Source organism: Pseudomonas sp. NPDC087615 (genome assembly GCF_044743445.1).
Classification (GTDB): Bacteria; Pseudomonadota; Gammaproteobacteria; order Pseudomonadales; family Pseudomonadaceae; genus Aquipseudomonas; species Aquipseudomonas baetica_A.
The window spans coordinates 1-23,656 of sequence record NZ_JBIUWM010000001.1 but is presented as its reverse complement, the minus strand read 5'-3'; the positions used below and the strand labels follow the sequence as shown (position 1 = coordinate 23,656).

Annotated in this window: 14 protein-coding genes and 1 pseudogene; 13 read left to right on the top strand and 2 right to left on the bottom strand. The window is 60.6% G+C overall.

What is annotated here, in order from left to right:
• The first annotated feature begins 7 nt into the window (after positions 1–7).
• The 12 genes from ACIOU6_RS00075 to ACIOU6_RS00020 are packed head-to-tail and all read left to right on the top strand — an operon-like array spanning position 8 to position 20,097.
• Positions 8–277, top strand: a complete 270-nt coding sequence (locus tag ACIOU6_RS00075; RefSeq protein WP_319528040.1) for a hypothetical protein — start codon at positions 8–10, stop codon at positions 275–277.
• A 1-nt stretch (position 278) separates the two neighbouring features.
• Positions 279–1,595, top strand: a complete 1,317-nt coding sequence (locus tag ACIOU6_RS00070) for a hypothetical protein (protein ID WP_401132775.1) — start codon at positions 279–281, stop codon at positions 1,593–1,595.
• Positions 1,588–1,968: a hypothetical protein gene (locus tag ACIOU6_RS00065; protein WP_401132773.1), complete on the top strand. Its 381-nt coding sequence runs from the start codon at positions 1,588–1,590 to the stop codon at positions 1,966–1,968. The genes ACIOU6_RS00070 and ACIOU6_RS00065 overlap by 8 nt, the downstream gene beginning before the upstream one ends.
• On the top strand, positions 1,965–2,195 hold the full coding sequence (locus tag ACIOU6_RS00060) for a hypothetical protein (protein ID WP_401132771.1): 231 nt from the start codon (positions 1,965–1,967) through the stop codon (positions 2,193–2,195). Before ACIOU6_RS00065 ends, ACIOU6_RS00060 begins: the two co-directional genes overlap by 4 nt.
• 10 nt (positions 2,196–2,205) lie before the next feature.
• Positions 2,206–4,926 (top strand): FtsK/SpoIIIE domain-containing protein, encoded by a 2,721-nt coding sequence (locus ACIOU6_RS00055; protein WP_401132769.1) that lies wholly within the window; start codon positions 2,206–2,208, stop codon positions 4,924–4,926.
• The gene (locus ACIOU6_RS00050) at positions 4,923–5,516 is read left to right on the top strand and encodes a hypothetical protein (protein ID WP_401132766.1); all 594 of its coding nucleotides are present in this window, start codon (positions 4,923–4,925) and stop codon (positions 5,514–5,516) included. The genes ACIOU6_RS00055 and ACIOU6_RS00050 overlap by 4 nt, the downstream gene beginning before the upstream one ends.
• Before the next feature lie 3 nt (positions 5,517–5,519).
• On the top strand, positions 5,520–6,986 hold the full coding sequence (locus ACIOU6_RS00045; RefSeq protein WP_401132763.1) for a serine/threonine protein kinase: 1,467 nt from the start codon (positions 5,520–5,522) through the stop codon (positions 6,984–6,986).
• Positions 6,983–10,336 carry a DEAD/DEAH box helicase gene (locus ACIOU6_RS00040; RefSeq protein ID WP_401132761.1) on the top strand — a complete coding sequence of 1,118 codons (3,354 nt, stop codon included), beginning with the start codon at positions 6,983–6,985 and terminating at the stop codon, positions 10,334–10,336. Before ACIOU6_RS00045 ends, ACIOU6_RS00040 begins: the two co-directional genes overlap by 4 nt.
• Entirely contained in the window at positions 10,333–12,435 is a 2,103-nt protein-coding gene (locus tag ACIOU6_RS00035) for a hypothetical protein (RefSeq protein ID WP_401132758.1), read from the top strand. The genes ACIOU6_RS00040 and ACIOU6_RS00035 overlap by 4 nt, the downstream gene beginning before the upstream one ends.
• Before the next feature lies 1 nt (position 12,436).
• Positions 12,437–14,791, top strand: coding sequence for a chromosome partitioning protein ParA (locus tag ACIOU6_RS00030; RefSeq protein ID WP_401132756.1), 2,355 nt, complete (start codon positions 12,437–12,439; stop codon positions 14,789–14,791).
• A gap of 31 nt (positions 14,792–14,822) precedes the next feature.
• Positions 14,823–18,584 (top strand): DUF2357 domain-containing protein, encoded by a 3,762-nt coding sequence (locus ACIOU6_RS00025; RefSeq protein WP_401132755.1) that lies wholly within the window; start codon positions 14,823–14,825, stop codon positions 18,582–18,584.
• Entirely contained in the window at positions 18,571–20,097 is a 1,527-nt protein-coding gene (locus ACIOU6_RS00020) for a sigma-54 interaction domain-containing protein (RefSeq protein ID WP_401132753.1), read from the top strand. The genes ACIOU6_RS00025 and ACIOU6_RS00020 overlap by 14 nt, the downstream gene beginning before the upstream one ends.
• 15 nt (positions 20,098–20,112) lie before the next feature.
• Here the strand turns inward: ACIOU6_RS00020 and ACIOU6_RS00015 are convergent, their stop codons facing one another.
• Positions 20,113–20,376, bottom strand: coding sequence for a hypothetical protein (locus tag ACIOU6_RS00015; protein ID WP_401132752.1), 264 nt, complete (start codon positions 20,374–20,376; stop codon positions 20,113–20,115).
• Positions 20,377–20,530: 154 nt separating this feature from the next.
• Positions 20,531–20,848, bottom strand: a pseudogene (locus tag ACIOU6_RS00010) (DUF4400 domain-containing protein); the annotation flags it as partial.
• A gap of 499 nt (positions 20,849–21,347) precedes the next feature.
• On the opposite strand from ACIOU6_RS00010, the gene ACIOU6_RS00005 reads away from it, so the two are divergent.
• Positions 21,348–23,615 (top strand): hypothetical protein, encoded by a 2,268-nt coding sequence (locus tag ACIOU6_RS00005; protein WP_401132751.1) that lies wholly within the window; start codon positions 21,348–21,350, stop codon positions 23,613–23,615.
• Positions 23,616–23,656: the final 41 nt, after the last annotated feature.

Below are 23,656 nucleotides of genomic sequence, written 5' to 3'. Positions count from 1 at the left end.
CGAAGGTATGAGCCAGGTTATTGGTGATCCAGATGAGCTTGAGCGCTTCGCGGCGGCGTTGACGCAGTTCCTTGACCATATCGAGGAGGCACGGGGCGGGCTCGATTCGGCATTCGGCCATGTCAGCGAGTCGTGGCAAGACAGCAAGCAGGCGCAATTCGAAGATGAGTACCGGGCACTGAGTAGCCAGTTGGCCAGCTTCGAGGCCAGTGCCCGCGACCACGTTCCCTATCTGGACGGGCTCGCATCACGGCTGCGCGAATACCTGGGTAGTTGACATGGCCCAGGTCTGCATTGCCGACATAGAAGTGCTGGAGCAGCTTCAAGGCGGGCTCGCTCGCGTCTGTGAACGCCAGGCGCAGGAGGCTGCGCACATGATGCAGCGCCTGCAGGCGTTCCATGAGCAGGCGTTGGGGGAAGTGCAGGCCAGCGCCGGTTTTCTCGAACAGGCCCAGCAACAGGAAACGGTGGCTGAGCACACGCAGGCCCAGGCTTGCAGATGCCTTGCCGATCAGCAGTCGAGGTTGGTCGAGGCTGCAAATGCGCTGTACGCCTGCCAAGCCAGCCTGCCTGCCGATGATTTCTGTACCGGCGGGTGTGACGCGCAAGAGCAGGAACAGGCCGAGGCCGAACGGGCATGCGAGTACGCGCTGCAGGACCTGGCGCGGGCGGAGCAGGGCCTGGCGGATGCGGTGGTCCAGCGCATCGCTATGCAGGCGCGCCTGGAGCAGAGCCGCCAAGTGTTGGCGTTGCATGAGTGCGCGACCGAGGCTGTCGGGCATGAGATGGGCGCGCGCCTGGCCAGTTGCCTGGAGTTGCTGGAGCAGGTGCGGGTACGGGTGACTCATGCGGCAAGGGCGCTGGACCAATACCTGGCGATGAGTCCTGGTGCCGCGCAGTTCCGTGACTGGCTGCGCAGGACCCCTATGGCCGGTAAGCCGGTAACACCGGACCAGTTGGCGCATCGGATGAGCCTCTCGCCAGAGGCGCAACGGGCGTTCATGCAGTATCTGGCCAAGCGCGACGCTGACGTGCAACGGCTGCTGACGCGATATCGGACCGAGCTTGGTCGCTGCGCCAGTGCGATGGAAGTGCACAAACTGCAACTGAAAGTGCGCAGGCACCTTAGTGGGTTGTACGCGGAAAAAGTCGTGGAATACGCGCTGCGGCCGATAGCCCGGGTGGTTCGTACTCAGCAACGTACCGATTTGGATGGCGGTCGTCATACCCGCACCGACCTGGTCTTCAGTGAGTTGACGGTGCCGGTGATCCTGGGGCGTGGTCAGGGAATGGGCGCCCCCGCCGGTGGCTCTATCGCCGTAGAGGTCAAGTGCGGCAAGGCCGCGTACTTGAGGGCTCAGCGCGAGCACATGCAGTTCCAGGCAGGCGGCCACGAGCAAGCTTCGGCCTCGATGACGGTCTGCTCGCGGGACATCCGTCATTTACCGGCCGATCAGCAGCGGGCGCTGCGCCAGTCGCTGCGTGAGAGTGGATCACCGCTGATCGGTATGTTGCCCTACAAGCAAGAGATCGATGACCTGTGCTGGAGCAGTGTCTGCGCCCCACAGGCGCAAGAAGGAGTAGACGATGATTGAGTTCACGCTGATTGCGCAGCCTGTACTGGAAAACGTTCGTGCACTGATTAATGAGCTGGAAGATGCAGTGATCCAGGCGAGTTTCGAGCGTAGCGACGAACTGGTCGATCACCTGCGTTCATTGTTGCTGGGGCAGCCACGAGCGTGCCTGGATGAAGCGGACTGGCAGGCGATTGAGCAGTGCATGGTCGACTACATGTCGAATTACCTGATCCCCCCTTTGTTGACCAGCACGCTGCGTGAGTGCCTCATCTCGGCAGGGATACCTTCTGCATTGCCGGCATTGCTCGAGTGTGCTGCGGCGCAAAACCTGTGGGTGCTGCAACTGCCGCTCGATGGTCAAGACCCACTGGAAGAGGTGCAACGACCATGACGCCGTTTCGTGATAGCCACCAGGACCTTCTGCGTGCCTTGGCGTCGTTCCCCGGAGCAGAAGGCGATACCTTCCAGGCTACCTTGCATGCTGAGTTACTGACGCCGCTCCTGAGTGAGGCGCAGGGATTGTTGTCGTTGGGCGAGGCAGCCGAACAACAGATGCAGGCGGCAGTGCGAAGCCTGGAAGAAATCGTGGATCGACACATTTACCGTATTGAACAATGAGGCACCGGTCATGACTCAGATTTCCCTGTCACACGCTCAGGCAACGCCTTCGCCGCAGACGTTGCTGCAGACTTGTACAGCGCTGGAGAGCGCCATTGCCGCCCGCGTGGCGCGCCATTCAGACCTGCGTAGCGAGGAGCAGCGCTGGGTACGCAACTACAACAACTCGGCCACCATCGGCGCGCAGGCTCAGGCATTGCGCCAGCGCCTGGAGGAAGAGCAGGCGTCAATCCAGGCCCGTGCGCAGGCCAGCGAGGCATTGTTCCGTGAACACTGGAACGAGGCCCTCCAGGCGCTGGACCGGCTGTGTCTCCAGGTGACGGCTCAGCAGCCGGCATTGGCTGACCTGAGCGCGGCGTTGCCGCCTCCGGTGGTGGCAGTGCCGCGTTCACTGGCATTTGGCGGACTGCGTCTTAGCTATGGCAACTGGCACAGGACGGTGCCCCGGCTGGTGGATTTCCCGTTCAGCAAGGCCCTGAGTTTCGTTGCAGGTGAGGAGGCGTCATTGATCGTCATGCGCCAACTACTGCTGCGCCTGCTCATCAGCCTGCCGACCGGCGGTTTGCGTGTCGTGGCCTGTGACCCACTCCGGCTCGGCGCCGCGCTGTCTGACTTTTTGCCATTGCTGGAGCATCCGTCGCTTTTCCCTGATGCCCGAATCCTCAGTCGGGCCGCCGATATCGAGAGCGCACTGTCTCGTGAGTTCGAGCGTCTGGAAAACATCATCCAGCATCGCCTTGGCGACGCTCACGACAATTGGGCTGACTACAATCGCCGTCACCCGCAGGCGCCGTTGCCCTATACGGTGCTCATTGTTCAGGACGTACCGGCACAATTGTCCGCCCCCAGCCTGTGGTACCTGGAGCGGCTCCTTGTCGAAGGCCCGCGCTGCGGGGTCTGCCTGCTGATCTCCGTGCGTGAGGAAGAATTCAAGGAGCCGCACAAACGTTTACAGCACGTGCTGTCTTGCGAGGCTGTGCCGCTCATGGGCGCCACGGCGCCAGCGCATGGAACGGTGCATGCGTTGAGCCGTGTCGAGACCGTCGAAGCCTTGCCCCAGGCCCGGGTGCTGCAACAGGCGATCAGGGCATTGGGTGAACGCTACCGGGCGTCTGGCGCCAGAGATTTTGCCGATCTGTTCGCTACCCATGATGGCTGGCATGCCAGTAGCGAGAAGGGCATCTGCGTGCCGGTCGGCTGGACGGCCGACGGTCAGCCTGCCGAGTTCGCACTGGGCAGTGCCAACCATGCTTACCACGCCTTGATTGCCGGGCGCACGGGGTCAGGGAAGAGCAACTTTCTCCATGTCCTGATTCATTCATTGTGCCACCGGTTTTCGCCGGACGAGGTGCGCCTATTCCTGCTCGATTACAAGGAAGGTATCGAGTTCAGTATTTACGCCGATCCGCCTTTGCCGCACGCCGCACTGGTGGCGACTCAGGCCAGCGCTGAATATGGTTTGAGTGTGTTGCGGCACTTGAACGATGAGATCACCCGCCGCAGTGAGGGTTTCAAGGCGCTGGGTGTCACGGACCTTGAAAGCTATCGTCGGGTGACCGCGACGCCCATGCCGCGTCTGTTGATGATTGTCGACGAATTTCAGGGTTTGTTCGCCGGGGATCGTCATCATCTCGCCGAAGTGGAGCCGATCCTCAACCGCTTGTTGCGCCAGGGGCGCAGTTTCGGCATTCACTTGATCCTGGCGACGCAGACGCTCAAAGGGATCGATGCCCTGCAGAAGCAGGAGTTCGTCTCGCAGATTGTCATGCGTGTCTGCCTTGCCTGCACCGAGGACGACTCGCGCATCATTCTCAGCAGCTCCAACCTGGCTGGTTCACTGTTGAGCGGCCCTCCGCTGGCCATTCTCAACCCGAACCAGGGCGAGCGTTCGGCCAACTGCCAGGTGCAAGTACCACTGGCCGACCCGGATGTGCGCCGCGAGCAGTTGGTAAAGTTCGCCGCACAAGCCGCACGTAGCGGTTTTGCCATGACCACCCGGGTGTTCGACGGCATGCAGCGACCACTATTGCCCGCCGCCCGTGACGTACAGGTGCTCAATGACGAAGGTGACCTGGAACTGATGCTCGGTGAGCACGCAGCCTTTGAAGCCGTGCCCTGGCGTTGCCGGCTGGACGCGCGTGCCGGCTCCAACCTGTTGCTCACCGGGCGCGATGATCAGGTGCGGACCCAACTGTTGCGCGCGGTGTTACGCAGTCTTGCTGCGAACCCGAGTCTGGACTCGCTGCTGTACTTCGATGCGGCGGACCGTGGGTACGGCCCCGCCTTGTGCGGCGAATTCCCGGCTGAGCGGTTATGGCGGGTTGAGCGAGGTGATTGGGACTGGAAGGCCAGCGACTTTTTCGCCACGCCAGCCAAGGGGCGACGCAAGGTGCTGCTGATCGACACGCTTGATTGCAGCCGCTTTGCACACGACTCGTTGAAGTCACTGATCACCGACCGCGGGCGTGAGGGTATCCACCTGATCCTCATTACCGCCCAACACCGGGGCATATCCCAGGCGTTGAGCGCTTTCGAACGTCGTCTGGGCTTTACCCTCAGTGATGAGGACGCCACCGCGTTGTTGTCTCCGGGTATCGGCTCGCCACGTGTTCAAGGGCTGGACGCAGCTCATCGAGCGCTCTATGTCGACCTGGGTCGCGGTGAAAGGGTCTGGTTGAATCCTTACGGTCACTTGCACGTTGAATCCGGACTGGATAAGGACATTCGATGAACAGACAAAGTGTCTGCGTGGTGCTCGACACCAGTGGCAGCATGATGGAGATGGGCAAGATCGAGACTGCCGAGTACCTACTGGGCTTTCTGTTCGAGAGTATGGCGCTTGCCGACCCTGCGCCGCCGTTTGCGCGCTTGCGCTGGCTGGATGGTAGTCGTCCGCAAATCCCTGGTGAATGGCAGGCCTCGACGCTCGCTCCCCTGTTTACGCCCGAAGGCCAAGGATTCTCTTGCGCGCTGTTCGAGAGCCTGCAACAGGAAATAGACACCCAAGGGTGCGCGGCGATTCTGTTGCTCAGTGATGGTGGTTTCGCCAGCGACCCCTGGCGCCGCTGGCTGAGGGACTGTCTGGTACCGGTGCATGTGGTCATGATCGGTGCCGACGCGCAGGAGGGCCCGCTGCGGCTACTGTTTGGCAAGGCGCGCGTTTTCCAGAGCGAGGCGATTGACCAGGCCTGGCGCTATTGGCCAACGCAAGGCGAGCGCGTGATCAGCCCCCCATCTACCTTTGCTGCGGCCCTGGCATTCGTTACGGCTGCCACGGCATCCGCCGAGACGGCCGTTTGTCCAGATGATGAGTGGAACTGACGAATGAAGACCCTGGACGACGAGCAACACGACGAGTTTCACAATGTTCACCATCTGACCATTGAACTGGGCCGCGGGGCGCAGGGGCAGGTATGGCGTACCCGCGACAAGGATGTGGCAATCAAGGTGCTGCTCTTGGGCGAGCAGCCGGTAACAGACCCCCGGCTTCGCGAGGCTTATGCCCGCAAGATCCGCCGGTTGCGCAGCTTGCCTGTTCCGGCGGGCTTGCCACTGGCCGGGCCTGCCGCCCAGCTCACCAGGGTGGCGGGCTACGCCATGAATCTGCTGGAAGACATGCAGCCGTTCCAACGCCTGTTGCCAGATGCCGCGCGCAGCGCCGGAATGTGTGCAAGCCAGGTGCCGTTCTGGCTGCAGGACCTCTATGCCAAGGCCCCGGCCGACGCTGCCCGGCTGGTGCACTACCGCCAAAGCGGTGCCCTGCGCAGGCGGCTGGCCGTATTGGGCCGATGTGCCGCGGTGCTTTCCCGCTTGCATGCCAGTGGGCTGGTCTATGGTGACCTGTCGCCTGGTAACGTGTTTCTTTCGACTCAGCCGGATAGCGAGCATGTCTGGTTGATCGATGCCGACAACCTGCGCTTTGTCTCCCGTCATGCCACCGATGCCTGCTACACGCCACGCTACGGCGCGCCGGAAGTGGTGCAGGGGCACGCCGGCAGTGACTTCAGCACGGACAGCCATGCCTTGGCGACACTGGTGTTCTACCTGTTGAGCCTGCAGCATCCGTTCATTGGTGAGCTGGTCGAGGGCTGCGACTGGGCTGTCGATGACAGCGAAGAGGATGCGGAGGCCAGGGCGCTGGCTGGAGAGCTACCCTGGATCGATGATCTGTTTGATTCGCGAAACGCCACGCGCAATGGTTTGCCGCGTCAGTTGGTGCTGACACCTGCGCTGCAGTGGCTGTGCGAGGGAACATTCGGTGCCGGTCGCACCGAACCGCGACGGCGCCCGGCAAGCCTGCACTGGGCGCAGGCCTTGGCCCGGGCGCAGGACGCTTGTGTGCACTGCAGGTCGTGCGGGATGGATCATTTCGCTGGCGCCTGGCCTGCGTGTCCTTACTGCACTGCACCACTGCCTGCGGTCTTTAGTTGCCGAGCCTGGCAGTGGCCGGGCGAGCCCGGCGAACAACCACTCTGGATCCTGCACCACGAGTTGCCGGAGCGAGAAGAGGTGCTGGGCGTATCGGCGCGACTGTTCCAGCCTTTTACGTTCGAAACTCACGCCGAGCCCTGGCTGAATCTTGTCCGAACAGGTGAGGACTATCTGCTGGAGCCTGCGCAGGCGCTCGAGTTCTCGCTCGAACTCGCGTTGCCGCATCGACACAACGGTGCTTTTCGGCCCTTCGTCGCTTGCCGATTCACCCGCGCCGAACTGGCTGAAGGCTTCTTTCTCTTCGTCCCGGGCCCGCTGGCCAGGCTGGTCCACTGCACCCTCCAGGAGCCCCAGGCATGAAGCCACTCGAGATATCCGCGTCATTTTCCGTCGAGTTCTACGCCCAGTTACCCGACGATCATGGCCTGGTCGCCGGGGCCGCGCAGATGTTCCATTCTCGTGTGGCCGATGAGGTGTACCTGGCACAGGCGGGGCGTTCGGTTCGTGCACGTATCGTCAACCGCAAGGCCTGTCGCGAGTTGCTCGGGCACCTGGAAAGTGGTGGCGCACGCCTTGTGTTCATCGGCGCGACCAGCCAGCCGGACCGTATGTATGGCCGGGCGCATTTCTTCTTCGGTGAGGAACTGGAGATGGGCGAGCTGGATATCGTGCTCGACGAAGACAGCCTCCAGGCGGCCAAAAACCAGGGGCTGGCCGGTGCGCCCGAGTGGCTGGCAAGCATGCTGAGCAAGAGATGCACCCTGGAGGCGGACGGTCCGCGCTTCATGCTCATGCCCCTCGAAGTCACAGGTGATCAGTCGAGCGCCTGGGGGAGTGGGTTTTACCTGCTTGCACCTGGACTGAGGATCATGGTCGTGGCTCAGAACACGGAGGATGGCCAGATCTGGCGTGTCAGGCGTTTTCTTGTCGATCCGGGTACGCGCAAACCCCGGGCGATTCGCCTTGGCCGCGGGCAGTTGCGATTTACTGACCGCAGTGACGCAGCGCTCGCCCAGCGCTCCGCTGCCCTGGCAATGCAAAAGTTGGCGCAGGATGGCAGTGGCTATCTGCGTATGTGGGACCGTTATGGCGATGAGGAGGGACGGCAACTGCTGGAGCACGCTCGAGAAGTTGGGGCGTTGCGCCTGAAGCCGGGTGGCGAAGCGGTCAGTGGCGGGGTGCGTTTCTACTTCGACGAGCCGGTAGCAAAGCCCGGGCTGGTTGCAGGAGACCTGGTGCACCTGGTCGATCAACTGCCGGTGTACCTGGATGACCCGAACATGGATTGGGAGGCGTACCGGGCAGATGTCGCCAGCCGGCTGCAACAGCAGCGCGAGCGACGAGACCCCGATGCCGAGCAAGTGGTCGAGCAGGGCGCCACCTTGAAAGTACTGGAAGTGACCGAACACGGCATCACCTTGCAGCATGCCCCCACCCAGCAGTCCGGCCTGTTGGTGGTGCTTTCGCTGGGGGGTGATGAAACCCAGATCGACCGGCGCGAGCTGGCGCGGGAAAAAGTCCTGCAAGGCACGGGCGGTATGCCGTACCTGGGCATGATCATCGAGGAGAACGGCCGCCCACCACGCCCCGTGGAACCCAAAAAAATGGCAGCGTTGACGCCTTTCGTACGTGACAAGGTTTTCCGCAAGCCTCCTACCAAGGTACAGGAAGAGGCTATCCGCATTGCCTTGAATACCCCTGATATCGCCGTTATCCAGGGGCCGCCGGGGACCGGCAAAACCACCGTGATCACGGCCATCATCGAGCGCCTGAATGAAGAGCAGGATCGCAGCGACGCGACGCGTGGTGCGATCCTGGTCTCCGGCTTTCAGCATGATGCAGTGGAAAACATCGTCTCGCGCTTGAGTGTCAATGCCTTGCCAGCCATGAAGTTCGGCAGGCGTTCCGGCCAGGACAACGATGCCAGTGCCGAAAACCGCCGCAACTGGAGCCTGTCGATGATCGATCGTATTCGCAAGCAAACGCCTGCCGTGCGTCAGTCGGAGCAGTTGCTGGCGCTTCGTCAGAGTGGCCGCAACTATTTGCTCGAACCGTCGAGGAGCGCCGCCAGAGCGTTGCTGCGCAAAATCACGGCGCTACCAGCGCAGTTGCTGGGCAGTGAGTCGATTGCTCAGGCACAGCGCCTTTTGGCCAGCCTGGATGCCCCCCAGGACTCGAGCGCGTCGGCACAACTGCCCGCGCGCTTGCGGGTTCTGTACGCGTTGCGGGTGAGCGAGGCAGGTTTCCGTGACGACGGCCCGGCGAGCGTGGCAAGGTTGCTGCAGGCCTTTGAAGACGACATCGACGAAGCGGATCTGGCCATGCTGGACCGCGCCATGAGTTGGCGGGAGCCTGAGCCGCTGGAATTCTTGTCGGGCTTGCGATCCCTCAAGGCGCAATTGCTGGACCGTGTGGTCCCGGCCCCGGTGTTCCAGGTTGAGAAACCTCGCAGCGATATCCTCGAACTGCTGGCCGAAGTTCAACGCCAGGTGGCTGCCGCCGAACGCCGTTTCGAGGACCCGACCCTGACCGTGCTGGCCGGGCTTGTACACGAACTGGAATGGAATCCGGCAGCCCTGGACGAAGCTTTGGCAGACTACAGCTATGTTTATGCCGCGACCTGTCAAGGGGCAGTGGGCAAGGATATTGTCCGGGCGAAAAAAGGCCGCGCGGGCAGTGAACTCGACAATCGCTACTCCACGGTCATCATCGACGAAGCAGCCCGCTGCTCACCTCGGGACCTGCTCATCCCGATGGTACTTGCCCAGCGGCGGATCATTCTGGTCGGCGACCAGCGCCAGTTGCCCCATCTGATCGATGAGCAGTTGGTGCGCAAGCTGGATCAAGGCCTGGCCGCCACTGAGCCGGAGAATGCGGGTGACTATCGCCGGAGCCTGTTCGACTACCTGCTTGCCCGGTTGAAGAAGCTGCAGCAAAGCGATGGCTTTGACCGCACCATCACATTGAATGCCCAGTACCGGATGCATCATCTTCTGGGGGAGTTCGTCAGCGATCACTTCTACAAGCCTCACGGCGAATCGTTCGGCTCGCCCCGGCCGGCGGCAGATTTCAAGCACGATTTGCTGTCCGGTACCTTGCGCCCGGCTGCGCCGCTGGCGTGGCTAAAGGTGACGACAAGTGCAGGCCGTGAGTACCCTGACGGCTCGAAAAGCTTGTACCGCACCAGCGAGGCGAAAGCGATTGCCCACCAACTGAAGCGCTGGATAGACAGCACTGCAGGCCAGGGATTGAGTTTTGGTGTCATCAGTTTCTACAAGGCGCAGGTCAATGAGTTGCATACCGCCCTGGCCGAGCAGGGGCTCAGTCAACGAGGGCCGGGCGGCGAGTGGGGGATCGCCGACGGGTATCGATACCTGCACGAGGATGACCCGGCCAAGCGCGAGGAGCGCTTGCGGGTCGGGACGGTGGACGCGTTCCAGGGCATGGAGTTCGATGTGGTGTTCCTGTCAATGGTACGGACGCCGTCCACCCGCAAGATCAAGCCCGAAGCCAGCCTTGAAGAACGCCATGCCGCCAGCTTCGGGCGGCTGGTGCTGGAAAACTTGCGTTGCGTGGCACTGAGCCGACAGAAACGCCTGTTGGTGATGGTGGGTGACCCTCAATTGCTGGAGGGGCCACTTGCCGGGAAGGCGCTACCGGATCTGGTTGCACTGCGTGAACTGTGTCGTAACGAAGGAGTGGAACTGTGAGCGGCCATAAACCGTTGCCAGACATGAAAATCATCCGCTATCGGCCAGACCTGGAAGGGCTCGAGGTGGCTGCCCGCAAATCCTTGCTATGGCCCTGCAATGCGTTTTCCCTATCAATGCCTGTCACTCGCCAGGACCGCCTGAACCTGTTCGAACGCACTGTGCTGCGCCTGGCTGCGGCAGGGCATTGCGACAGTGCGGCAATGGCGGCATTGACCGCTATGCCCGAGCAAATCGTCAGTGCCATCCAGAGCCGGTTGGTGCAGCTGGATTTCCTGGATGAGGCGATGGTGCCGCGCCACCAGGTCACGGGGTTGTCGTGGGAGGATGAGGAGGTTGTCGAAGAGGAGTTGTGCACCGTTTTCGTCGAACTGATCACTGGCCGGTTGTTGCCGTTCGTCTTGCAGGGCGCGCCGCGGTTCGCTCAGGACCCGCGGCAACTGGATCGCTTCAATGTCGGCTTTTCCGTCGGCTCGGCGGGCGCCGCCAGGAACTGCAAAGGGCGCCTGTTGCAACCGGGGCACGAGGGGCAGGTTCCATGCGCCCAGGACTTGCAGGCGCTGATCGGCGTGCACTTGCGCCACCAGCGTCATCGCCAGGCCGGCGTGGGCGCACCAGGCGCGGCCTGTGTCGCGACCAGGGCAGCCGGCCTGGTCTTTTCCAGCGAACCGCAGATGGTCTGGCTGAGCCTTGAGTGCGTGCTGCAACGTGGCAACCTCGAACCCTTGCTGAGCGATCCCTTCGGTCATGGATTTTCCAACCTGTTCGATGAAAGCTTCAAGCGGCTCTGCCGACAGGACCCTGATATCGATTCCTGGCTGGGTGAGCGGTTCAAGGATGCCAACGTCAAGATGGCAGGCCGGGTGAGCCCGTCCGAACCGCCGCTCGACGACCGCTTGGCCCGGTACCTGGACGACGCTCACAGGGCGTTGTTCAAGACGCAACTGGAAGTGCGCTCCACCGAGGATGAACGCAACCTTCAGCGTGCGCTCGCTACCTGTGCCGCGTCCTTGTATGGCGCTGTGGAGCATGGTTTGCACCTGGTCGTGCAAGGCTTCAGACCGCACAAAGGGCTCCTCGACCTGCTGATTGAAGGTGACTACCGTAGCAATGCCCTCTTGCTGGCGGGCGTGGCACGCAAGCTTGGGTTCAGCTTGAACAGCAAGGCTGCCGAGATTTTGCTGGAAGTCGCAGGCGGCAAGTTCCACGCCGGGCGCCTGGATGCCACCGTCGAATTACAACCGTTGCTTGCTTTGTGCCTGATGAGCGCCAATGCCGACCCCAACCATCCGTTGCGACGGCTGGCGGCGAGTGACCCGGGCTGGATCGATTTTCTGGCCGACTTCAAACGCCAACGCGATCGTGCCCAGCATGGTGCAAGCCTGGACAATAGCCTCAGCAGTTCGGCTTTTCCGGACCTGGACAGCCGGATACGCACCTCGCTGGCCTGCCTGCTGCCCCACCTGACACTGGGCAAACAGGCCCAAACCCCTCGTGCGGACCGGCTCGACGACCGTACCCAGGCATACGTTGACGTTGTCAGGCGCCTTGGAGCCAGTCGGCTGGGCGCCTTGTCACTGGCCTCACGGGAGATCCTGATCAGCCTGGAGCGCGAGCGACCGGTCAGCGAAGACCCGACAAACGCTGGAGAGGTACAGGATTGCAGCGCCATGATCACCCATATGGCCAGTTTGCTTCAGATACAGATGCAGGACGCCCAGGTCGGCGCTCCGGTGTACGAGCCGCGGGAGGCCGACGAAAAACGTCCAGGCCTTGCCGCAAACGCCAGGCAGGCGGGCTTCAAGATGGCTGCTGCAGACCTGCCCCGCGCACTGGCCAGCGTTGCCTGGCGTCAGTACCGGCATGCGGCTGCAGGGCGGGCAGCGACATTGGGTGCGCAAATGCTCTCGTTCCTGCTGCGACTTTCGCCTGCACATTTGCAGCGCTGCGCTTTGACGCTGCCCTGGCTGCTGGTATTCACCGCCGAACTCTGTGAGTTGCGGCGCCATGGCAACGATGAAGTTCCGCTTAGCGTTGCCCAATCAGAACAAATGATGGATCGCATGTATGCGCTCGTCAGGTATTTCATGGAGTTTTGATGTGACCCATTCCGAACATTTCGATGCCCCCAGCCATCCTTCCGTCGCCGTGGTCGAGCCGTCCGCCGCTGAGCTTTCACAACAGCGTGAATGGGAGGAGCGCCATGCACGCCTGACGCTATTGCAAAACGAGCTTGACGAGCGCGAAGCGCGCCTGCAAACGCGTGCCCAAGAGCAAGATCAACTGCTGTCAACGCGGCGCGCACAGCTGGAAAGCGACTGTCGCGATCTTGACCAGCGTACAGCGACCCTTCAGACGTTGCAGGAGCAATTGCGTCTGGCGGAGATCGCACGCGACGGTGGCTTTGTGCAGGAGCGCCAGCACCAACTTGACGAACGACACGAACGTCAAGCCAGCCTGGAGGCTGAGTTGAGTGACAAGCGTGTGGCAGCCTACACGCAACTTGACGCAAAGCTCGCGCAGGAGCGCGATGTTCGGCTGCAGGCCCTGGAACGGGAATTGGCGCAACTACGTGAGCAAGAGCAGCAGCGCCTGGATGCTTCGCGAGAGCGCTGGGAGGCGCAGTGTGAGGAGCAGCGGCAGTTGTTGGCCGGGCAAGCACGATCTCTGGACGAGCGGGTAGTCAGGCTGCGCAACGAGCAGCAGCTGGCGCGGCGCCAGGGCTTGGAACAGGATGCACGTGCCTACGCCCTTGTAGAGGAGCGCTCCCAACTGGAAGATGAAGTCGAAGCCTGTATCGGTGAGCGCCGGAAAAGTTTCGAAGCCCGTGAGAAGCAGCTGGACGCAGAGTGCGATCGACTGCGCGCGGCGCTTGAAGGTACGCTGGAACAGTTGGCTGCCTTCGAAGACCTCAAGCTCGCCTGTGATGACGACCCAAGTTTGCTGTCGGGACGCTTGGCGCAATTGACCAACGAGAACAGCAGGTTGCTACAGGCCCTGAATGACAGGCCAGGTGAAGAGGTGCTTGGGCGCCTGCGGTCGCTGCAGGATCACAAGGAGACACTGCTCAAGGAAAACGAGCAACTTGTACAGGAACGCGATGCCTTGCGCACTGGAGAGCGCAGTCGCAGTGATCTGTTGTTCCAGGTACAGAGCCTCGAAGCCATGAATGTCGCCTTGCAACGACGCATCGAGGAACGCGAGGCCGAGGCCCGGCAGCAGCATGAAGAGCTGATACGCCTCAAGGGTGGTTTGCTGTCCGGTGAGGACCGGGACAAGCGGATCGAGGTGATCAAGGTGCCGGTGTTCAAGGACCTGGCACTCAGGACGGGCCCCGTCAATGAGCTGCAATGGCTGGAGGAGATTGCCAAGGCCACGGAGCAACAGGGCCTGCGCTTCTCCCGAAGGATTCTGCATGCTTTCCATACGTGCCTGAAAACGTCGGAGTGGTCACCCCTGACCGTCCTGGCCGGGGCGAGTGGCACAGGCAAGTCGCAGTTGCCCAAGCTGTATGCGCATTTTGGTGGCATTCATTTCATGAGCCTGCCGGTGCAGCCTACCTGGGACAGTTCGCAATCGTTGCTCGGGTTCTTCAATACCCTGGACAACAGTTTTGATGCCCAGCCACTGCTGCGCCTGCTGGTACAGATGAGTCAGCCGGCCATGAAAGACGCCATGAGCCTGGTGTTGCTCGATGAGATGAATCTGGCCCATGTCGAGCTGTACTTTGCCGAGTTCCTTTCCCGTCTGGAAGATCGTCGCGGGATCAGCGCAGTTGAAGTGCCGTCGATCAGTGTGTCGCTGGGGGCGAAGGTCAAGGCTTACGAGGTGCCGCTAGGACGTAACGTGCTCTGGGCAGGCACCATGAACCAGGATGAAACCACCAAGTCGCTGTCGGACAAGGTGATTGACCGTGGTTTTATGATCCACTTCCCAAGCCCGGAACGCTTCGAGCGGCGCAGCGAACTCAAACGCCTGCCGGAGGCAGCAGCGCTTCTGCCGCGCGCGACCTGGGGCACGTGGTGTGCCAAAGCCAGTCCCTTCAATGAGTTGCAGATCACTCCGTACCTGGAGCTGCTGGAGCGCATCAATGCGTGCCTGAGTGTAGCGGGGCGCTCGATGGGCCATCGGGTCTGGCAGTCGATCGAGTACTACATGGCCAACTATCCGGATGTACGCCAGGCCCTCACGTCCGTTCATGTCGACCCGGATGTGTTGCGTCGGTCGATGGACATGGCGTTCGAGGACCAGTTGGCGCTGAAGGTGATGCCAAAATTGCGCGGTATCGAAACGCGCGGCAGAAGCCGCACCGAGTGCCTGGATGTCATTCAGGCCTTGCTGGAAGACAAGGGCTTCGCGCTGGTGGACGACTTCCGTCGGGCCTGTGCGGTGGGTTATGGCCAGTTCATCTGGAGCAGTGCCGATTACCTGAAGTCCGGGAGTGATACGCCATGATCCGTTTTCAGGTCTTTGTCGGGTTAGTGCCATGACATCGAGTGCTGGCGCCGAAAAAAGCACTGCGACGCTGAGACTCGACAGTTTCTCGCTGTATGCCGAAGTCGCCGGGAATGGTCCGCATGCCTTGGAGGCTGCGTGCCTGATTCAGCAGCGCGGCTGGTTTGACCGAATCGCCCGTTTCGACCCGCGTTCGGGGTTGCCGCTGATGCGTGGGCTGAGCGATGTCTGCCAGGCGTTGCTGGAGCCTGTGTGCGACAACGACGCCGGGCCATGCGACCTGTTTGCCCGGATTGTCGAACACGTGCGCGATGCCCTGGTGCAGCTTGTCGCGCAACCGCGCAGCCGGATCGTGCGTGACCATCAGATGGTGTCGATCGGCAGCGCGCGGGAACTCGACAGTACCTGTATCGACTGGATCAGCCGCCAACCGGGCGGCAATGTGCGGGAAAAGCTCGCGGGGAGAAACAGCCTGCTGGCGGTCAAGCGCAAGCACAGCCTCGATACGGCTGAAAATCGCCTGTTGGTTGTCGTCGCCAGGCAGCTGTGCGCGCGGCTGGAGGCGCGCTTTCAGGTTTGGAGCAGTGGTGACGAGGGGGGGCAGGCCTTGTACGACGATCTGCAGCACTGGCTTGCCAGCCCGGAGGTGCAGGCGATTGGTGCCTGGGGGCATGTGCCGCCGAACAATACGCTGCTGCAGGATCGGCTGTATCGACCGGTGTGGGATGCCTGGCGACGCCTGCAAAGCCTTGACGATGACATCTGCGCAGACCTCGCAAGCCTGGGCGGTCACTGGATGACCATCTTGCATTGGGAGCTGGTAGCGCGCTTGCATACCCGTGGGCTGGTGCGTTTTGCGCAGCAGCCTTGTCGCTTTGACTATTACGCGTTCGGACTGTCAGTGCTCGGCGGTCGGCTCGAAGGCTTGCATGTGCCGACGGTGTGCGTGGGACGGGTCAAGACCACTGGCAAGGACCGCCACGAGCAGAACATCGGCTTTCTGCGCACAGAGGACGGTCGCGACCTGTTTTTTCACTCATCGGACTTCGTGCGTGCCGAAGAGTTTGCCTTGGTCAAGAGCGGTACCCGATTGGCCTACGAGGTCAAGGCGTCTCCCAGAGGCGACAAGGCGGTTCGCCTGGCGCTGGAGCCGCTGCCCTGGACGCTGGGGCTGGCGTTCGAGTCGCCGAGCTGCTTGCGCCTGGACGTCGGCCCGCGATCCTTGCATTTGACCTTGCAGGAGCAGGGCGGTCAGGGCCAGTTGAGTTTCGACGGTACTCTAACTTCGCTGCAGCTGACGCCAGGTGAAGCTGCCGCTGCCGCCGAGCGAATCATCTCGAACCTGTTCCCACGGGCGCCAGCAGCCCCGAGGCAGCAGCGCGACCCTGGGGCCTCGGGGTTTACTCTGCTCGACCTGAGCGAGGTTTGCCCACAAGTACTGGATGAGCAGGGCACGCGCAGTCTGAACGAGCCGCTTGCAGTGCAGTTCTGGCAGGCGGAAGGCGAATGGATCGCCCTCGGTACAGGGCCTTTGCAGGCGCTGACAATGGGGGATAAGGCCAGCACAGTCAGCTTGCTCAGCCTGATGGGCAATGATTCAGGGTCAGCCTTGCATCGCAGTGCTGCCCAGCAACTGGCATCGGGTTTGCGCCAGCGACTGGGCCCGACCCGCTTGACCTATCTGGTGCATGATGCGGTGGACGACTTTGCCAGCGAAGCACTGCGTAGCGCGCTCAATGCCTGTTTCGAACGTCCCGAGCCGCTGCCACGCAGCATCGCGCTGCTGTTTTCCTGGTTGTCTGGCGACGGCGCTGTACAGACGCTGCGCGCCGCAGATGCAGTGCTGGTGCTTGATTGCGCAGGCGACACCGTTAGCCTCACACCGTTGATCGCCGTACCGCGGGAGGGTGGTCGCGGCCTGGTATGGGAGCGGCACCCTCCGGTGCTGGTCGGCCATGAGGGTTCGCAAGTGCAGCGTATTGTGAGCAGGTTGCAGGCGCTGAACGTCACGCAGTCTACCTCGCTGGCCCGTTTGTTCGGCAGTGCAGCGCTTGACCCGGCCCGCAGTTGGCATTTGGCGGACGGCAGTTGGTTTACTTCGGCATCGACGGCACATTCGGTCAATGGGTGGAGCCCAGCCTTCCAGCGCAATCTGCAGATGGCGATCAATGCATTACCCGACAAGGTCAGGTGGGGCAATAAGAACACCCATCTTGTGATTGGCGCGGCTTTCGAGCCCGCGCGACAGGTGCTCAAGGGGCAGGAGAACAAAGTGTTCTCGCATTGCGCCGCGGTGCTGGAGGGAGCCAAGGTGCTGGCGGACCTCCAGCAGCAGGCGCCAGAGCTCACTCGGTGGCGCGACTACCTGCCCGAACTGTCGATCAGGGTTGTGGAAAGCGGCTACTTGAAGCGGTTGTATCTGGTCAGAGGTCAAGCGATCACACCCCAACGTGGTGCGCCGATCGCCATCCCGGTCCCTGAAGGTTTTACCTTGCCGGCCGGTGTTGCGCAGTACCGCTTTGCCCTCCATCAGGGCGGGGAAAGCAGCCGTCTGCAGCAAGAGGCTGTACTCAATCATCCGTTGCTGCCCCTTTCGATGGATGTGCGGGTGAAGCTGGCCATGACCTTCACCTATGGTAACGACGATCCATACGAACTGGTTTTCATGCCGATCGAGGAAGACCGTAAAAAAGCGGGGTTTGAGAGGATCAGGGCACGGTGGCAGCCGACAAGGCCTGCAGAGCAACTTGGCATACCTGACATGCCACCGCCCAGGGACTGGGCGTACTTGATGAAAAGCGATAGCCCTGGCGGGACGTCGGTTGTGCAGAGGTTGCTGGAGGTACTAGATCGGTTGCTGGCTACAGGACCTGTAACCGAGCTGCAAATCAAGCAGCTCAGCCGTTCTGTGCGTATCGCACGCTACCTTGCTTCGAGGATCTGGGCGCAGGGTCGCTCCGTGTACGAGCCGACGTGCGATGCCGCTTTGCGAGCTGATCTGATCCAGCGTCTGCCTGGACTTTACGATTGTCTGCTGGCTTGGCAAGGGCGGGCTGATTCAGGGCACGAAACTCAACGGATGTACCGTGATGTACTGTCGGTGGTGTGTACTTTGCAGGGTGATTTGCCCGACTTTCTCAGCACTGAAGTTATCCGGCAGTTTGATCTCGACTGGGGCAAAAACGGCGCGAAGAGGCTCGGCAAGGCGTTTGCTCACGCAGTGGGTGATGCACGCCAGCCTTGGCAGAAAGAATTGCTGAACACCTGGCGCTCGGAGTTGCCAGTTGTAGGCGATGACGCAAAGAGCCGCACGGAATTGATTGAAGTATTCAGGGTGGCATTGTGGTATTCACCCTCGCTGCTGGAGCTCCTGGCTATCGACGACCTGGAGGCGTTGCTCGATCTTCTACACGCTTCGATGCTCGGGTTGTCCCGTCGATTGACGCTGGCGGGCGCGAGCGGCATCAGTGACTCTCTGGTGAGTGCGGTAACGCGGGACAGCGAACTGCTGCTGGCATTGCTGCGCACACGAAGTCATGCCGATAAACGCATATCCGGGCTGTTGGCGCCAGGGGCGGAGCGGTGTCGGCGGTTTGCCTTTCTGATCGATGAAGTGACCATGCTGATTGCGGGTTCGGCCATCGTCATGAAGTCGCGCATCACGCTTCAAACCCGCAAGCCCGAGAACCTGCACAAAACACCGGACCTGCTCTATTCGCTGGGGTTGTACCTGACTGGCGATTCGGGCGCCGGCAGCATCTGCGTGACCGAGGTAAGTGATGAAGAAGACTGAACAGTCTGCAAGCAAGCAGTCCTGGCTGGTGTGCTGGATTGGCAACACTGACCTCAAGTGCGTCCAGGATGAAGCCACGACCGGGCCGATCGCCATGGCAATCGAAGAGGCGGCAGCCTATGATCGGGTGCTGCTGCTCAGTGACTACACCGAGCAGGAAGGACGCGATTACCAGGTGTGGCTGGAAAAGCTTGAGAGCTGCCCGCCTGTAGAGCTGCGTACAGTCGAACTGGCAAGTCCTATCGACTACACCGGCATTTTCGAGCAAGTGTGCCAGGTGCTTGAGGCGAAAAGGCTGCCGCGCCCGGACGTTAGCCTGACTTTTCACCTGAGCCCTGGTACACCTGCCATGGCGGCGATATGGATCATCCTCGCAAAAACACGGTTTCCGGCGAGCCTGATCCAGACTTCGCTACGCCAAGGCCTGACGGCGGTCCACTTTCCCGTTGAGCTGAGCAGCGCGTTTCTGATCGATTTCATGCAACAGACCAGTTCCGGCGTCGACCGCTTCACCGGTCACACTGGAATCATTGGTAAATGTGAGGCGTTGGAACGCCAGAAGCAGCGGGCACAACGCGTCGCAGCTTTCGACGTTCCGGTGCTGGTGTTGGGTGAAACCGGGACGGGCAAGGAGCTGTTTGCCAAATCGATCCATGAGCAAAGCGCGCGCAAGGGCAAGCCGTTCGTTGCCGTGAACTGTGGCGCCATTTCCGTGGAAATGGCCAACTCCGAGCTGTTCGGCCACGTCAAAGGTGCATTCACGGGGGCGGTCGAGTCTCGTGACGGGCATTTTCGCGAGGCGGCCGGCGGCACATTGTTCCTCGATGAAATCGGCGATTTGCCCCTCGACGCCCAGGTTCGTCTACTGCGGGTCCTACAGGAGAAAGAGATCACGCCGCTGGGGTCTTCCAAGTCGGTCAAGGTCGATGTACGTATCATTGCGGCCACCCACCGGAATCTTGCAAAAGACGTCCAGGCCGGACGCTTTCGTGAAGACCTGCATCACCGGATTGCGGTTGGCATATTGAACCTGCCTCCGTTACGAGCGCGAGGGGCGGACCTGGAGTTGTTGATTGACCACTTCCTGGATAAAGCACATGTGGAATGTTCGCTTGGCCATGAGGTGCGTCGCACGTTGACCGGCGATGCCAGGCAAATGCTGTTGGGGTACACATGGCCCGGTAATATTCGCGAGTTGTCCCATACCCTTGTCCGGGCATATTTATGGGGCAAGGGCACTACAGTGACTAAAGAAGACATACGCGAAGCCCTTATGGAGGCGACGGAAGAGGCACTGCCTATTTTGGGTCGTCCACTGCATGATGGGATTGAATTGAAGTCGATACTGAACGAGGTGTCGGCTCATTACATAAACCGTGCGGTTGACCAGGCCCGTGGACGCAAACGCGAAACGGCGAGACTTTTGGGCTTTGCCAGTCATCAGACGCTAGGAAACTGGATCAGGCGGTTGGGGTTGAAGTCTGCACCTGAGGATGACCTGGAGGATGGTTAAGCGATGTCTGCAAGATCAGCTGTTGAGCAGCTTTATGGGGGCGATCCTTACAGGGTAAAGCGAGATCAAGTAGTTGACCCTGACCAGCTTCATCGCGACCAGGTAATGATCATCACCACCCACCACATCGACGAAATCATCCCGGAGATCGTCCGTGTGGTGCTGCTCGATCATGGGCGCATCGTTGCCGATGTCCCCAAGGCGCAGGTACTCGACAGCGGCGCCTTGTCCACTCTCTACCAGACCGAACTCTTTCTGCGTCGATCCTGTACCTGTCACGGGGTATCACGTGCGCCCAGGCAATGGCCCAGATCACCGCTTCGTGAGCGATTACCCTGTCTTCGCCCGCGCCAACCCGCTTAACCGCTACTCCCAGTCGTCTACGCTCATTGCGTCAGGCGCGGTTCTCTCCGTTCTCGCGTTTGACACCAGACTGCGCGAACTGCCCCTGCAGTGACGCTTCTCGACTGAGCAGTTTCAGCTGGATGTCCGATTTCGCCCATCCAGAGCGCACCACGACCCAATCGTTCAGGTGTTGGAGTACCTTGGTGGTCGCTTGCGCGGGTTCTTGCACAAGCAGTGAATTCTTGAAATGGCCACAGAGTCAACCCAGCTCACTCAGCCACATGGCATGGCTGTGATACCAGCCCTGCTCGGGCCAGAACCACAGCATTCCCAAGAACTCCAGCACGATGGAAAACATCAGCGAAGCGAACAGCAGGCCGAGTATCCGCAGACACAGCCCGAGCATGCTGAAGATGAGCCCCGGACTTCGCTGTGGAGGAGGCGGGCTGGCTGGGGTAGTTGATTTCCCGCCACCGAACAGGAGTAGTAGGGTCAAGGTGTAGCCTGCGCATAGTAGCGATCTGGGGAAAGTCCTCCTTAACCGAGAGTAACTCAGCTTCCGCCTCCGCAACCTGATTGGCCTGACGGTATCGCTCGACCAGGGAAAGAGGCTTCCACGAGAGTGGGTAGCCACTGCCGTATAGGCAGCTCAGAAATTACTGTTGATGTCAGCAAGGATCTGTTGAGAATTCACTGCCGTACAGGCAGCGGGACCTTGGTCAGGCTTGGTATAGAGCTTTATGGTGAGCAGGTTTGTTCTGTTAGATGGGTATTTCTGTGATACTGAATGGCCATATTTCGCTTCACCGGTTGTCGCCAAACACTCCGATGATGCCGGCAGTTCATTGCTGTCTGCTTCGCTTGGAAGGGGGACGACGTAGCCATAAACCACTAAAGGACGCTACATGAGCTTGGATAGCCATCCTGCCAAGGCCATGCCATCGAACAATACCGCCACGAAAAGCAACGCAAGCTCCTCGGCGGGAGCGGTCGCTGCACTAGCAGGCTATGACTATCAGCTCAATGTATCGGAGCTGGCGGCTCTTCGGCTGCTGCTGATTACTAAATCAGCCACGAGCCTGACTTTGGAACCTGCCAATGAAGAGGATCTGGAGGCTGATTTAGAACCCTTTGAACCGAGTCCGGTGGTCCCTAAGGCATCCTTGGCCAGTGGGTACAAGTTGGTCATGCAGGTGAAGTTTTGTTCGGGTGATCCTTGGTCGGTTGCGGACTTTACCAGCCTGCTCAACCACGGTAAAAAACGACGGCCTGCCAAGCATCACCTTGATGATCCCGATACCCATTTTCTGCTGGTGACCAACGCAGACGCGACAGGTGTTACTCGCGATCTGCTCGTCTCGGATTTTGAGGAAAAACCCGATCCGGCTTCGTTCCCCCCCTCACTCAGACAGACCCTGACGAGGACCCCAGAGGGTCGTGTAGCCATCTGGGGAGGACTGACTAACGAGCTCATAGAGTTCAAGATCAGGGAGATCCTGTCTGACTTGCTGCGCATTCCTCACTCTCGCCTGAAGGCGTGTCGTGAGAAGCTGAGGTCAGAGTCACTCCGTCGCATGCGTGGCAAAGGCCCTGGGGTCTGGATTCGCGATGAGCTACTGGCCATCGTACGTGAGCATGGGGGCTTTCTGGCGAGTGCGGCGGAGCTGGACGCGTTTGTCGAACCCTCTAATTTTGAGGCGATGCTGTCCCACTTTCGTAAGCAAGGCGCCATTGTCATTACCGGTCCTTCCGGGACGGGCAAGACGCTTGCTGCACTTGCGCTGTGTGAGCGGGCCCGGTTAGTGGCGCCAGGCCTTGATGTCGTCACGGTGAATCCTGCCGAAGGTCCGTCAGTTACAAGACGCCTGGTCAATTCAGGTCCCACATTATTTTACCTGGAGGACCCCTGGGGGCAGTACAGCCTCAGATCGGGTTCTGAGAGTTGGACGGAGCAATTGCCCAAGTTGCTACCTGGTGCACGCGCTGGCAACCAGTACGTGGTCACGTCACGTGCTGATGTAATGAGGGAGGCTGAGGCGGAGCGGGGTCTTAAACTATGGTCAATGGAACTCAATGCTGATCACTACAGCGACGGCCAACTGGGTAAAATCTATGAGAGGCGCATGGCAGCGATCGCCACTCCTCTGCAGCCCAAAGCTCTGGAATTCAAGCGCGAAGTGCTCGCAGCCTTGGAGACGCCACTGGAGCTGGATCTGTTTTTCACGAACCTATCTGAAGGTCCTGAAGCCGGCGAGCCGGATTATGCCTTTCTGAGCCGTTTACTAGACCTAGCTCATCGCGATGCGGTCGAGGGTGTTGTTGTCAAGTACCTGAAAGCGGTAGACCAAATAGGGCTGTCGGCTGTGGTTTGGGGGTTGATGGCGGCGCGTGGTCATTTCGATCGAGAACAGCTGAGTGCTGTCGTGCGCCGATTGCGCCGCATTGATCCTCCCTTGGGAGCGCAATTGGACGGTGCTGTTGATCGGATGATTGCAGCTCGACATTTACGCCAGCCCAACCGTAAGGTCACCTTCTCCCATACGAGCGTTCGTGCAGGCTTTGCGACGTTTCTCAAAAAAACCTGGTCCTGCAGTGAAAACGCTCTCAATGCGCTGCTATCAGCCCTGGTTTCATTGACCGGCGACCAGCGTGACTGGGGATTGGAGACCGCTGCACGTGTCTTGAGTAAAGCGCTCAGTTTCAGCGAGGATTTGACGGACAGTTATGATGTGTTTGTAGTGGATCATGCCAGTCAAGTCGCGATTGATGAATGGCTTGATGAGTCGCTTTTAGATCCTCGCTCTGAGCTTATGCCTCTGCTAGAGCTCGCTGCTGATATCGGATCTGTCGACTCCATCCCTTCAGAGGTTGCCCGCTGGATAACCAAGGGGCGAAGGAGAGGCGGGGGCTTCTTCATTGATGGTTGGGCGCCGCCAACGTTTAGCGACAAGTGGTACGACCGTGTGTGCGCCGATCCTCGCTCGCCGGTGATCGTGGAACGTTTCGTCCGTAAGTATCTGTCTCAAGATTTCGGAGAGTACAGTCGGCACTTCGTGCCTCAGCTTGATCGGATCGCCCCTGGGTTGGCGCCGGCTTTTATCGAGGTGGCGCATAACCTATGCAGTGGTCTAATTTCCCCGGACACCCCGATAGGTGGAAAATACACCTATTGAGGAGCTCTCCATGACCGACAAACGCAAAGTATTCGACGACA